The sequence below is a fragment of the Streptomyces sp. AC627_RSS907 genome, assembly GCF_019049165.1.
Genome location: NZ_JAGMUE010000020.1, coordinates 22,021 through 34,674, shown reverse-complemented (window position 1 = coordinate 34,674; position 12,654 = coordinate 22,021). Strand labels below are relative to the sequence as shown.

The following is a 12,654-nucleotide window of genomic DNA, read 5'->3' as shown; positions in this document are numbered from 1 at the left end:
CACAGATGACTGGCACCACGTCCGAGGGACCGGCGGCCGGGCTGCCGTCCTCCTTCTCCCACACCGCTTTGAGTGTCGATGACATGGAAGCGGCGGTGCGGCGGTTCGCCGACGTCTTCGGTGTCTCCTTCACGACACCCATGACACCTGTCTTCCCGTACGTGCGAGACACTGCCGGCACCGCACAGCAGGCCGTGCGGACGTGCGTGTCCCTCACCCAGGAGCCCTACTTCGTCCTGGTCGAGGCACAGGACCGGGAAGCGGACGTGCACGCCAGGAGCCAGGTCGGCTCGCTCGCCTGCTGGGGCTGGTGGGAGGAGGACACCACAGCGCGGCTGCGGCACCTGCGGGCGCAGGGCGTGGGAATCGCCGCGACCTACGCCGCCGGGCCCGACACCCCGCCCGCCATGATCGTCACCGAACGGGACCTCTGCGGCACCCGGCTGTGCTACCTGGGCGCCGAGCTGAGGAACGAGTGGGCCGCCCAGGTCGAGCGGGAGCACGAAGGCGGCCCGCTGCCCGAGTCGTACTACCACGTGGGCATGGTCGTACCGGACATCGACAAGGCGATCGAGCGGTGCGCCGCCGTACTCCAGGTGCCGTTCACCGAAGCGGCCTGGACGGAGAGTCCCCACCAGCGGGAAGGCGACGCCGTCCACACGCCCTTCCGCCAGCAGGCCCTCTCCCGTACCCGCGAACCGTACGTCGCGCTCGACCGGCTGCCCCTCACGGCTCTGACCGCCCCGTCGGTGCGGCGGACCTGGGGCGGTCCGGCGTACTTCTCCGACCGGGCCAGCGCATCCGGCTCGAACTGGCCGGTGGCGCCTTGGCACCCGCAGCCCTGGGCCTGGACGCCGCCCAGCGCCTGAAGATCCTCCTCGCCGCACGCAACGGTGAGGCGACTCTGGTCCGGGCGGTGCTCGCGGCTCACCGACTCGGTGCGGGGCTGCTGGTCACCGGGCCGGACGGCACCGAGGGCCGCCTCGTGGACGGTGACTCGCCGGTCCTGCGTCTGCGGTCGGACGGCTGGCACCGGCCGGCGGGAGGCGCGGCGGAGCCGACGCCGCCCGCGGAGGGCCACACCACCGCAGCCACTCTCTCGCCGGCCTCCTTGATGGTTCTCCGGCAGGAGGTGGCCGCCGCACTGCGACGCCTGGGCCGCACCGATGGCCCGGTGCCCACGTCGGAGATCCTCCGCCTCCACCGGGAGCTGCCGACCGAGCTTGTCGGGCGGTCGCTGCGGGCGCGAGGTGAGGCGATCGCGGAGGCCGTCCGGTCGGGGAAGCCCCGAGGGAGCGCGTGGTGAAGCCCCACGGGGCGACCCTGTCCAGGGCCAGAGGCACGTCCGACGGACTCCGCCGCCGTGACCGCGACAGGCCACCGTGTCCGGCCGGCGGAACCAACGCGGCACAGCCGGCGCGGACACGTAACCGTCCAGGGACGGCTTCGACCGTCCTGCGGGATTGCCCGAGTAACACGCCGCGAACGCGGGCCTGGCCTCTGTCTTCCGAGAGACAGAGGCCAGGCCCGCGTGAACTGCCAGCAGGGTGTGGGTGTGGGTCAGGCCGGGTCGCCGCAGTTGTTGAGCCAGGAGGAGACCGCGCCCGTGTCGGACACCGTCAGGTAGTCGTCCCGGTAGTCGTCGGCGTTCATGTCGGCGAACCGGACGTGGTCGCCGTCGACGCCGACGCCGGAGGCGATCTGGCCGCGTTCGATCCAGCCCGGTGTGTCGCCGGTGTCGCCGCCGGTGTTCAGCCAGGCGCGCACCGCGCCCTCGTCGTTCACCACGAGGTAGTCGTCACGTCCGTCACCGTCGACGTCGGCGAACTGGATGTGCGACGCGTCCGCCCCGACTCCGGAGGCGATCTCACCGCGCTCGATCCAGCCTGCCGTATCACCGGTGTCACCACCGTTGTTCAGCCAGGCCAGAACCGATCCGTCGTCCTGGAGGACCAGGTAGTCGTCCTTTGCGTCACCGTTGATGTCAGCGAAGACAATGGGCAGTTCTCCCGAGCCGACGCCGGAGGCGATCTGGCCGCGTTCGATCCAGCCTGCCGTGCCGCCGGTGTCGCCGCCGGCGTTCAGCCATGCGCGCACCGCGCCGCCGTCCGTGACGACGAGGTAGTCGTCGCGTCCGTCCCCGTTGACATCGGCGAACTGCACCTCGGCGGGATTGGCGCCGACGCCGGAGGCGATCTGGCCGCGTTCGATCCAGCCCGGCGTGTCGCCGTCGTCGCCGCCATTGTTCAGCCAGGCGCGTACCGCGCCCTCGTCGTCGAGCACGAGGTAGTCGTCGCGTCCGTCCCCGTTGACGTCGGCGAACCGGATCTGCGACGCGGTGGCCCCGACACCCGAGGCGATCTGACCCTGGGGCAGCCAACCGCCCGCCACGGAGCAGCCGGTTCCTCCGGCGGGCGGCTGCGGAGCGCTCACCCAGCCCGCGAGCACGGCGCGCCGGATCTCGCCGTGGAAGACATCGGCCATCTTCTCGTAACCGGTGTCGTTGGGGTGGAGCCCGTCGGAGAGGTCGGCGGTCGTGAGGGCGCTCATGTCCGCCACGAGGACGTGTTCGCCCGCGTTTCGTCGACGCTCGACGACCTCCGCCAGCTTCTCGTTGTACGTGTCCATCCGGGCCTGCACGGTCGTGTTGGACGCCGGACCGACGGTGGCGACCACCAAGGTGACACCGGGCAGCCGCGTGACGATCCGGTCGATCAGGGAGTCGAGCCGGTCGGGTGCGCTCTCCGGCTCGGACGGCAGGTTCATGTCGTTGGTGCCGATGTCCAGCGTCACGACATTGGGCCGGTAGCTGGACAGCACGGTGTCGGTGATCCCGGCGATCTGGTTGATCACCCAGCCGGGGTGCCCTTCGTTGTCGGTGTCGGCCAGACTGCCCGAATTCTGGGTGCCGACGAAGTCGACGGTGTGACCCGAGCCCTTCAACGTGTCGTAAAGCGCCGCACGGTAGCTGGAGGAGGTCGAGCTGCCGGTGCCGTACGTGATGGAGTCGCCCAGCGGCAGCACCCGCAGGTTGGTCGCGGGAACACTCGCCGGTGCCACCCCGCTCTCCGACTGGATCCAGCCGCCGATCGGAGCGGTCTTGAGGGCGTCGCTGTAGGTGCTCTCGTCACCGCCGGTGACGATGCCGTGGATGGTGCCCTGCCAGTAGACCCCGGCGCCGGAGTCGCCCAGTGCCGATACCCCCAGCCCGACGCTGGAGAGGATCATCGCGGTGTCGCCCGGACCGACCTCGGGGACGTGCGTGCCGGTGTCGCTCACCCGGGCGGTCGCCACCCGCAGCAGCCTGGACTCGGAGGGCGCCCCGGGCGTGGTGGACGTGGGCCCCCAGCCCCGGAAGGACACGTTCTCGTTGACCGGTGGTACGTCGGTGGAGTACTTCACCACCTGGTCGGGGCGGGCGTCACTGGTCAGCTTCAGCAGCGCCGCGTCCTGGTCCGCGTGACGCCGGATGCTCGCGACGTCGTGTCGCGTCCCGGCGCGCAGGGTGCGGCTGCCGGCCATGATGTAGACACCGGCCTCGTCGAGTTCGTTGTCGTCCTCGTCGATCAGACAGTGCTTGGCGGTGAGCACCCACTCGGTGTCGATGAGCGTACCGACACACGAGTAGCCGAACGATCCGTCGTCCGGATCGCGGGTGAAGATCTGCACCTCACCGTCGAGGTGTGCGGACAGGGCGCCGCCGATGATGGCGTGCGCCGGTAGCGCGGTGCCCACCGCCAGCCCCAGCGTGCCCGCCAGAGCGAGAAGCAGGGCGATCAAACGCTGTCTCAAAGTGTCTCCCGTGAATAGCGTGAAGACGTCCGCGCCCGAGCCGTCCCGCCCGACCGGCGGTCCGCGTCCACCGGGCCGCGGTCGCCGCCTCGTACGGTGACAGCCCACCTGTGCTCAACACCAGACTCGAACCTGGCCCAAACTCTGCTCATCCCGCCTCGCGGTACCAGTGAACCAGGCGGCGGTCCGCGGCGTTCTCCGCTCGGGTGAGCGCAGACGAAGCAGGTTGGGACGGCGATGGTGCGGACGGATCGAGGTGGCCGGGGCGAACCCTGCCGCGGCAAGGAACCCGGAGCGAAAGGTGCCGTCCAGACCGTTCTCCGGGTCACGAGGGCCCTGCGACGCGTACCGGTGCGGTGGACGCTGTCGGTGGTCGGTCTGGCCGGACTGGCGGGACTGTCCGTGACCGCGACGGCGTTCGTCGTCGCCAGGCACACCTTCGCCGAGATGTGGAGTGCAGGACGGGAGGCACACGAACAGGGCGACTCCTACGTGCCCGACGTCGGTTTGCTTCTGCTTCTCATCGCCGCAGGAGCCCCCGTTCTCCTGGCCGTCTGCTGGCTCGGCAGCGCCGCACTGCAGGCAGCACACGCCCGCGCCGTGACCGGGGAGGCCGAGCCGACTCGGTGGCGCCGGCTTCGGCTCGGCCAGGTCGTCGCCGTGTACCTGCTGCGCTGGCTGATCGTGTGCGCCGTGCCGGCGGTCACGTTCTGGCTGTGGGCACACCTTCGGCCGGACACCGGGCGACGCACCCTGCTGCTCGACGTCCTGACGGGCCCCGCCGGGCTCGCGGCGCTTCTCCTGCGACTGAGCCTGGCGTTCGCTCCGCCCGCCGCGGCGTCGGGCGCGGGTCCCGTCGCCGCACTCCGCAACTCATGGAGACTGGTCCGGCGCCCAGGGGCATGGTGGAAGACCTTGGCAGTCTCCGCGTCCGCGTGCGTCCTCACGGTCGGGACCTTCACGCTCCTGTTCCACACGGCCGGACCGCTGCGCGGCGTGGTGCGGTCGGCTGTCATGGCCTTCGGGCGAATCGACAATCCGTACATCGCCCACGCGATGGGACTCCTCGCTCCGGCAGCCGTCACCCTCCTGCTCACCGCCCTCGCGACACTTCCGGTCGTCCATACCGCCGTGGCCCTGCTCCATGAACGCCTCCGGCAGGGCCGACCGAGACGCCCGCACACACGCCCCTGAGCGCACGACGCTTAGCAGACGCCCCCGTCGGGCAGGGGCCGCCATCAGTGCGGCCTCGGCGGGCGCGTCACCCCGATATACAGCTGGCCTCACGAGAGAGAAGCAATGAGTAAGTACATCCTTGGCCGTTCCCCGCGTGAGACACACAGGCTGGACCTGCAGAGCCGGTTGTACGCGGCTCACAGCGCGCACTTGCTCAGGCTGGCCGGGCTGCGGCCGGGGATGAGGGTGGTGGATGTCGGGTGCGGTACGGGGGAGCTGACCAGAATCGCGGCCCGGATCGTCGGTCCGTCGGGGCAGGTCATCGGTGTGGACCGTGATCCGGACATGCTGGCGGTCGCCGAAGGGGCCATGGCGCGGGCGGGCTTGTCGCATATGACGTTCCGGCAGGATGTGCTGCCGGAGTTGTCTCTCGACCGGCCGGTCGACGCGCTGGTGGGGAGGCTCATCGTCATGCACCTGGACAGCCCGGCCGACGCCGTCCGCCGCATGGCACGCCATGTCCGTCCCGGCGGTGTGGTGACCTTCCAGGACCTGAACCTCTCGCGCAGCAGGTCGGTCCCGGGTCTTCCCCTGGTCGGGGACATCGGGCGCTGGATTCAGGCGGCCTTCCGGCAGGGAGGCACGGACCCCGACCCGGGGGAACGGCTCCCCGCGGTGTTCCGGGCCGCGGGGCTGCCGGCCGCCGGGTTGGCGGTAGCCGTTCCCGCGGGTGACGCCGACTCGTTGGCCGTCGCTCACGCGACCTCGGCCGTCACCGCCCTTTTGCCGCTCATCGAGAAGAGCGGTGTGGCCACAGCCGCGGAGATCGACCCGGAGACACTGCACACGCGCCTGACCATCCAGATGCGCGAGGCCGCGGCCACCTTGTTCTCACCCGAACTCACGGGTGTGTGGGCGACAAGTCCGACCGCATCGCCAGACATGGTCGGCTGACACAGCCGCCAAGGGGACCCGGACTTGCCCCTGTTGGTTTCGGAGCCGCCTGCTGGCAGACGCTGATGACCGCTCTTGCGAGCACCCTCACTTCCAAGACGCCGGGGAATGGCTGATCACGGGCGTTCTGAGGCGTCAAGCCAGTACGTGGACAGCATTTCCCGCGGCCACGCAGGCCGGCGGACGTCGCTTCGCGGGCACATCTCCGCGAAGTGGGGCGCCAGGTCGATGACCGGTGTTCCGCTGACGGCGGCGAGATCGGCCACCAGAAGGTCCCGGCCGCCCACTTTCAGCAGCCGCGGGTAGCTGGTCGCCAGTTGGTTGGGCCTGCGATGGCTGCGGTGGACGAAGTCCCCGTCGCCCGGCCACCTCGGTTTCCCGGATGCGGCTGATCGTCCGCAAGGAACGGCCCCACCCCGGCGCCCAGTTGCGCTTCACCGACGCCGACGGCCTGCGGCTCACCGCGTTCGCCACCAACACCACCGGCGACCCGATCGCCGCGCTCGAACTGCGGCACCGTCAGCGCGCGAGGGCCGAGGACCGCATCCGGGCCGCCCGGGCCACCGGCCTGCGCAACCTTCCCCTGCACGACACCGCGCAGAACCAGATCTGGCTGGAGATCGTCCAGATCGCCCTCGACCTGCTGGCCTGGATGCCCATGCTCGCTCTGCCCGGTGAAACCCGCAGGTGGGAGCCTCGTCGTCTCCGGTTCCGTCTCTCCTCCGCCGCTGCCCAGATCGTCACGACCGCCCGCCGCCGACTCCTGAGGTTCGCACGCCACTGGCCCTGGACCGAGGTGATCACCAAAGCCCTGACACGGCTCGAAGCCCTCCCGAATCCCGGCTGACCAGCCTGTTCCCGTTCCTGCGAGCAGCACCACCCCGACCGGAGCCGTGGAACCCGGCGCCCACCCGACGCGACAGTCGGGCCATCGGCCTGGCCGCCGGCACCCCGAACAACCGAAACAGCCAACGAAGAACCGACGAACCGTCACGAAGATCGAGACTAGCCCTCGGCGAGGCTTACTCGACTCCGGCTACGTCGTGGTGCACGAGACCGGGGAGGCTTTCACAATCAAGCAGCTCCGCAGGCGCGCGTACAGGCTCATGGACATCCTTGGTCTGCGCAGAGTGCGTCTCTACGACGCTCGTGCCTCCTGCCTCACCTTCCTTGCCAACAACGGTGTGTCGGATCACATCCTCGCCCGGTGGGCCGGGCACACGAACGCGAAGACCACGAAGAAGTGGTACGTGAAGCCAGATGTGGAAGACCTCCGCGAAGCCGCCAGCACATGGGATGGCCTGCACGGTGATCTGAACGGTCGCGCGTGAGGCCGGCGACGTATCCCAAGCGGTGGCTGTCAGGTGCTGATCGGAGTGGCCCGAACGGTTTCCCGCCTCGTCGTCCCGGCCTTCGGGACGGTGCCACACGCTTTGCTGCAAACTGGGAAAAGTCGGCAGCTGTGCTGAGAAGGAAGCAGCGCGTCGATCGTGTGGACCAGGCGCGAGCGCGGCCAGCAGGGCACGCCGCGTCAAGGGCGCCCGTGCATCCTGAGAGGCTCGGACTCGACCGAAGGGGCCGTCGGCAGTGCTCGACGGGCCGAGCCGCAGATGCATCGGGCCAGTCGCTTCCCCCGGCTGTGTGAGATTTCGTGAGACGTGAGAGGGTGCGGGGCGTGAGTGAGACACCGTCGAACACCCTGCAATACCGCTTTGACGGGCCAGAAGAGGCCCCGGTCCTGATCCTCGGTCCCTCACTGGGTACCACATGGCACATGTGGGACCGGCAGGTGCCCGAGCTGGCGCAGCACTGGCGGATCTTCCGTTTCGACCTGCCCGGCCACGGCGGCGCCCCCGCGCACCCGGGGGGATCCGTCGCCGAGCTCACCACGCGTCTGCTGGCCACGCTCGACCAGCTCGGAGTGCAGCGCTTCGGCTACGCGGGCTGTGCGTTCGGTGGTGCCGTCGGCATCGAACTGGCCCTGCGCCACCCCGAGCGCCTCGCCTCCCTCGCGCTGATCGCCGCCTCGCCGCGGTTCGGTACGGCCGACGAGTTCCGGCAGCGCGGTGTGATCGTCCGGACCAACGGGCTCGACCCCATCGCCCGCAGCGCGCCGGAGAGATGGTTCACCGGAGGGTTCGCCGCGGCGCAGCCCGCGATCACCGAGTGGGCCGTGCAGATGGTGCGGACGACCGACCCGGGCTGCTACATCTCGGCCTGCGAGGCGCTCGCCGCGTTCGACGTGCGCGGTGAGCTCGGCCGCGTCGGCGTCCCGACCCTGGTCCTCGTCGGCTCCGACGACCAGGTCACCGGCCCCGCCGAGGCGCGCACCCTGGTCGCCGGCATCCCGGACGCCCGCCTCGCCGTCGTCCCCGGCGCCTCCCACCTGGTCCCCGTCGAGCAGCCCGCGGCCGTCACCGACCTGCTCGTGCGGCACTTCACCACCGCCTGGCAGATCGCGCACGACACCTCCACCGGCCAGACCGCCGTCCCGGCCGTCCACGCCACCGCGCCCGCGCTCTCCACCGCCCCGGTCCAGCCCGCCCTGATGACCGCTCCGGTCCCGCCGCAGGTCGCGCCCGTCGCCGAGATCGCCCCGTCCGTCGTCCCACCGCAGGTACCGGGGCAGGGGCGGCCCGACCCGTACGACGCGGGGCTCAAGGTGCGTCGCGAAGTGCTCGGCGACGCGCACGTCGACCAGGCGCTGTCGCAGGCGGACGGGTTCTCGGGGGACTTCCAGGAGTTCCTCACCCGGTACGCGTGGGGCGAGATCTGGGACCGGCCCGGCCTGGACCGCCGTACCCGCAGCTGCGTCGCCCTCACCGCCCTCGTCGCCGGCGGCCACCTCGAGGACCTCGCCCCCCATACCCGGGCCGCCCTGCGCAACGGCCTCACCCCGGACGAGATCAAGGAGGTGCTGCTCCAGGCGGCCGTCTACTGCGGCGTGCCGGCGGCGAACCGAGCCTTCCGGGTGGCGCAGCAGGTCATCCGCGAGGAGACCACACCGCCGGAGTGAGTCCCGTCGGCCGTGCGCCGGGGCCCGGAGGCAGGATGGGGGGCATGAAGCTCACCAAGAAGTCGCACGCCTGCGTCCGCCTCGAGAAGGACGGGCGGACGCTCGTCCTGGACCCCGGCGGGTTCAGCGAGGAGGACGCCGTCCTCGGCGCGGACGCCATCCTCGTCACCCACGAGCACCCCGACCACTTCGACGAGCTGCGGCTGCGGGCCGGGATGGAGGCCAACCCGGCCGCCGAGGTCTGGACCCTGAGGTCGGTCGCGGAGAAGATCTCGGCGGCCTTCCCCGGCCGCGTGCACACCGTTGGCCACGGCGACACCTTCACCGCGGCCGGTTTCGACGTCCAGGTCCACGGCGAGCTGCACGCGGTGATCCACCCGGACATCCCCCGCATCACCAACGTCGGGTTCCTCGTGGACGGTGGGAAGGTGTTCCACCCCGGGGACGCCCTCACCGTCCCCGACCACCCGGTCGAGACGCTGATGCTCCCCGTCATGGCCCCCTGGAACAAGATCTCCGAGGTCATCGAGTACGTCCGCGAGGTCGGGCCGCGGCGCGCCTACGACATCCACGACGCGCTCCTCACCGACCTCGCCCGTCCGATCTACGACCGCCAGATCGGCGAGCTGGGCGGCTCGGAGCACCTGCGGCTGGCCCCGGGGAACTCGGTGAGGCTGTAGCACCGCGGGCGCGACCGGGTTGTCAGTCCCGCCCGGTAGGTTGTGAGACATGCGCATCGCGACCTGGAACGTGAACTCGATCACCGCCCGCCTGCCGAGGCTCCTCGCCTGGCTGGAGAGCAGCGGCACCGACGTGCTGTGCCTCCAGGAGGCCAAGGTCGCCGAGGACCAGTTCCCCTTCGACGAGCTGCGCGAGAAGGGCTACGAGGCGGCCGTGCACGCCACCGGGCGGTGGAACGGGGTCGCGGTGCTCTCCCGCGTCGGCCTGGCGGACGTGGTCAAGGGTCTCCCCGGCGACCCCGGGTACGAAGGGGTGCAGGAGCCCCGCGCCATCTCCGCCACCTGCGGCCCGGTCCGCGTCTGGTCGGTGTACGTGCCGAATGGCCGCGAGGTGGAGCACGCCCACTACGCCTACAAGCTCCAGTGGTTCGAGGCGCTGCGCGCCGCCGTCGCGGGCGACGCGACCGGCAGCCGCCCCTTCGCGGTGCTGGGCGACTACAACGTGGCACCGACGGACGACGACGTCTACGACCGCGCCGCCTTCGAGGGCTCCACCCACGTCACCCCGGCCGAGCGCGCCGCCCTCGCCTCCCTGCGCGAGGCCGGCCTGTCCGACGTGGTCCCGCGCCCGTTGAAGTACGACCACCCGTTCACCTACTGGGACTACCGGCAGCTCTGCTTCCCCAAGAACCGAGGCATGCGCATCGACCTGGTGTACGGGAACGAGCCGTTCGCCAAGGCGGTCACCGACTCGTACGTCGACCGCGAGGAGCGCAAGGGCAAGGGCGCCTCGGACCACGCGCCGGTCGTGGTGGACCTCGACGTGTAGGCGCTCCCGCCGCCGCGGGGGCTTGCGTGCCCTGTAGTGCGTACGGCGGTACGGATGACAGTCTGGGGGTATGCACTTTCCCTTCCTGGGCAAGCGACGCGAAGATCGCCGGACTCACGACGCCGAGGGCATCGGTGATCTGCTCGCCGACTGTGATCTGCTGCGCTCGCAGGCGTCGCGGGAGGGGGTCCGGCTCGACGACTCCGCTCTGTCGCTGGAGCAGCTCGACCAGGTGCTGCCGCGCTGGCGGGGCGACGAGGAGATCCTCAGCTGGCTCGGCAACGACGCGGGTCTGTACCTCGGCACCGTGATCGTGCGCACCGTGCCCGGCGCCGCGTGGTCCATCCGGCCCGACGGGCAGCCCGTCGTCCGGCTGTCGTCGGGCCGTGAGTTCGACGTGGTGGCCTCCGGCCACGAGTGGGCGGCGGACGGCGCACCCGAGCTCTCGCAGCTGTACGGCGAAGTCGCGGAGGTGTGACCCCGCGGCCGGGTGGTGCAGGGGCGGGCCAATACGGCTAGTAGGACTCCGTTAGGTGCGTCTGGATCTTGGTGTCGAGCGTGTTCTGGCGGGGAGGGGCTGGTGGCAGGTGGTGCAGGTGCCGGTCCAGCAGTTCAGCAGGTCCTGGATGGCGTCGAGGGTCTGGTAGAGGGTGAGTCCGCCGTATCGGCTTTTGGGGCCAGTCGCTGTTCGGTGAGGAATGCATGGGCGGCGGTGACCAGGGTGACGTGGTGGTGCCAGCCCGTCCAGGAGCGTCCCTCGAAGTGGTCCAGGCCCAGGCCGTGTTTGAGTTCGCGGTAGTCGTGCTCGATGCGCCAGCGGATCTTGGCCAGGCGGACCAGTTCGGCGGTCGGGGTGTCGGCGGGCAGGCTGGAGAGCCAGTAGTCGGTGGGCGCCTCGGCGCATTCGGGCCACTGGGCCAGCAGCGTCACTTCGGGCAGCACACCGTCCCAGCAGCCTTCCTTCTCGAGGGCTGCGGCCTGGGCCGGACGACGGGCCCTGACGCCGGCCGGCCGCACCCGCAGCGCCAGAAAGTGTGAGCGCATCGGCCCGCGGGAGCCCTGGCGCCAGGTGATCTCGGTGAAGGCCTGCCGTGCCTGGCCGGCTGCCAGCGCGGCCACCGAGGACGCCTTGTCCCGGTAACGGGGCTGCGGTTTGCGCCCGTGGCCCGACCACGCCTGCATGGTGGGCCGTGCGTCGTGCGGGTGGACGGTCACATCCGAGCGGGCGGCGACAACGTAGCCGATGCCCCGGCTGTCCAGACCGGCCCGGAAGTCGGCGTTCTGTCCGTAGCCCGCGTCGGCCACGACCGCCGGTGGCACCATGCCCCATCCGGCCAGTTCGTCGAGGGTGTCCAGGGCCAGGCGCCACTTCTCCCGGTGCCCGACCTGCGGCGGCATCCCGGTCTTCTTGCGCCGTTCAACATCGCGGGCCCATTCCTCGGGCACGAACAACCGCCACTGCAGCGGGCAGGACGCCGTGTCGGAGACCGCGTGGACACTCATCGCGACCTGGCAGTTGGCCCGCTTGCCCAAGGCCCCGCAGTACTGAGGGGCAACCGCCACCGACATCCTCCCGTCCTTGGGGAACGACACGTCGTCGATGGCCCAGGCGTCCGGGCCGATCTGGCCAACCATCCGCTCGGCGATCCGCCGGCGCACCGGTACCGGGTCCCAGGTCGACTGGTTCACGAACTGCTGCAGGTTCTGTTCGTTGCCGTCCGGCAGCCGCTCGGCCTTGGCCTGGATGGACTTGCGGCGGCCGTCGAGCATCAGTCCCCGCAGATAGCAGTCACCCTTCGTCCGCTGGTCCTTGCGCGGCACCGACGCGAACACATCGGCCACGAATAACCCCAACTTCACCCGAGCCCGGCCCACTTCATGTGCGTCCGTACTCCCACCATGCCCCCAAGGACAAGCGGAAGACGTAACGGAGTCCTACTAGGCCTGGTGGGAGTTACGGGGGCCGGTGCGGGGGCCGGCAGGGGGCTCGTCGCCGCTCGGGTCACGTCCCCGACGAGCTCGACGAGATCCGGTCCGTACGCCTGGGAGTTGACCACCTTCAGCAGCAGTATGAAGGAGCTGTTGCCGTGCTTGCGCGCCAGCTTCTCGTGGTGACGGGCGAGGTAGCGGGTGGTGGCCTGGTTGGCGATCGCACGCTGACCGCAGAACAGGAACGCGGGCCTGGCCCCGTGTGAAGTTTCACCGTG

General features: G+C 70.6%; 11 protein-coding genes and 3 pseudogenes. 10 read left to right on the top strand and 4 right to left on the bottom strand.

Going from position 1 to position 12,654, the window contains the following annotated elements; genetic code table 11:
• Positions 1 to 5 precede the first annotated feature (5 nt).
• Positions 6 to 869 (top strand): VOC family protein, encoded by an 864-nt coding sequence (locus KUM32_RS06280; RefSeq protein WP_217140793.1) that lies wholly within the window; start codon positions 6 to 8, stop codon positions 867 to 869.
• Positions 827 to 1,306: a hypothetical protein gene (locus KUM32_RS06275; protein WP_217140792.1), complete on the top strand. Its 480-nt coding sequence runs from the start codon at positions 827 to 829 to the stop codon at positions 1,304 to 1,306. The genes KUM32_RS06280 and KUM32_RS06275 overlap by 43 nt, the downstream gene beginning before the upstream one ends.
• A 254-nt stretch (positions 1,307 to 1,560) precedes the next feature.
• Here KUM32_RS06275 and KUM32_RS06270 read toward each other — a convergent pair whose 3' ends face one another.
• Positions 1,561 to 3,792, bottom strand: a complete 2,232-nt coding sequence (locus KUM32_RS06270; protein WP_217140791.1) for an FG-GAP-like repeat-containing protein — start codon at positions 3,790 to 3,792, stop codon at positions 1,561 to 1,563.
• 351 nt (positions 3,793 to 4,143) lie between these two features.
• On the opposite strand from KUM32_RS06270, the gene KUM32_RS06265 reads away from it, so the two are divergent.
• The gene (locus KUM32_RS06265; protein ID WP_217140790.1) at positions 4,144 to 4,986 is read left to right on the top strand and encodes a hypothetical protein; all 843 of its coding nucleotides are present in this window, start codon (positions 4,144 to 4,146) and stop codon (positions 4,984 to 4,986) included.
• 105 nt (positions 4,987 to 5,091) lie between these two features.
• Positions 5,092 to 5,922, top strand: coding sequence for a class I SAM-dependent methyltransferase (locus tag KUM32_RS06260; protein WP_217140789.1), 831 nt, complete (start codon positions 5,092 to 5,094; stop codon positions 5,920 to 5,922).
• Positions 5,923 to 6,038: 116 nt separating this feature from the next.
• Here the strand turns inward: KUM32_RS06260 and KUM32_RS06255 are convergent.
• Positions 6,039 to 6,302, bottom strand: a pseudogene (locus KUM32_RS06255) (TrmO family methyltransferase); the annotation flags it as partial.
• Positions 6,303 to 6,304: 2 nt separating this feature from the next.
• Between KUM32_RS06255 and KUM32_RS06250 the strand changes: the two are divergent.
• From KUM32_RS06250 to KUM32_RS06225, 6 genes and pseudogenes are all read left to right on the top strand, one after another.
• Positions 6,305 to 6,769 (top strand): annotated as a pseudogene (locus tag KUM32_RS06250) (transposase); the annotation flags it as partial.
• Between the two features lie 196 nt (positions 6,770 to 6,965).
• A complete protein-coding gene (locus KUM32_RS06245) occupies positions 6,966 to 7,253 on the top strand; it encodes a hypothetical protein (RefSeq protein WP_254405117.1) in 288 nt (95 codons plus the stop codon).
• A gap of 344 nt (positions 7,254 to 7,597) precedes the next feature.
• Positions 7,598 to 8,938, top strand: coding sequence for an alpha/beta fold hydrolase (locus KUM32_RS06240; RefSeq protein ID WP_217140788.1), 1,341 nt, complete (start codon positions 7,598 to 7,600; stop codon positions 8,936 to 8,938).
• Positions 8,939 to 8,982: 44 nt separating this feature from the next.
• Positions 8,983 to 9,618 carry an MBL fold metallo-hydrolase gene (locus KUM32_RS06235; RefSeq protein WP_217140787.1) on the top strand — a complete coding sequence of 212 codons (636 nt, stop codon included), beginning with the start codon at positions 8,983 to 8,985 and terminating at the stop codon, positions 9,616 to 9,618.
• 49 nt (positions 9,619 to 9,667) lie between these two features.
• Positions 9,668 to 10,447 (top strand): exodeoxyribonuclease III, encoded by a 780-nt coding sequence (locus tag KUM32_RS06230; RefSeq protein ID WP_217140786.1) that lies wholly within the window; start codon positions 9,668 to 9,670, stop codon positions 10,445 to 10,447.
• Positions 10,448 to 10,517: 70 nt separating this feature from the next.
• Positions 10,518 to 10,925, top strand: a complete 408-nt coding sequence (locus tag KUM32_RS06225; RefSeq protein WP_217140785.1) for a DUF6278 family protein — start codon at positions 10,518 to 10,520, stop codon at positions 10,923 to 10,925.
• A 134-nt stretch (positions 10,926 to 11,059) separates the two neighbouring features.
• Here the strand turns inward: KUM32_RS06225 and KUM32_RS06220 are convergent, their stop codons facing one another.
• Together KUM32_RS06220 and KUM32_RS43260 are read right to left on the bottom strand one after the other, a co-directional pair.
• Positions 11,060 to 12,322: an IS701 family transposase gene (locus tag KUM32_RS06220; protein ID WP_217140784.1), complete on the bottom strand. Its 1,263-nt coding sequence runs from the start codon at positions 12,320 to 12,322 to the stop codon at positions 11,060 to 11,062.
• Positions 12,323 to 12,408: 86 nt separating this feature from the next.
• A pseudogene (locus KUM32_RS43260) lies at positions 12,409 to 12,636 on the bottom strand (hypothetical protein); the annotation flags it as partial.
• Positions 12,637 to 12,654: the final 18 nt, after the last annotated feature.

Coding starts and splice junctions, on each gene's coding strand:
- KUM32_RS06280 (WP_217140793.1), top strand. CDS start 6: ATGACTGGCACCACGTCCGAGGGACCGGCGGCCGGGCTGCCGTCCTCC.
- KUM32_RS06230 (WP_217140786.1), top strand. CDS start 9,668: ATGCGCATCGCGACCTGGAACGTGAACTCGATCACCGCCCGCCTGCCG.
- KUM32_RS06235 (WP_217140787.1), top strand. CDS start 8,983: ATGAAGCTCACCAAGAAGTCGCACGCCTGCGTCCGCCTCGAGAAGGAC.
- KUM32_RS06225 (WP_217140785.1), top strand. CDS start 10,518: ATGCACTTTCCCTTCCTGGGCAAGCGACGCGAAGATCGCCGGACTCAC.
- KUM32_RS06260 (WP_217140789.1), top strand. CDS start 5,092: ATGAGTAAGTACATCCTTGGCCGTTCCCCGCGTGAGACACACAGGCTG.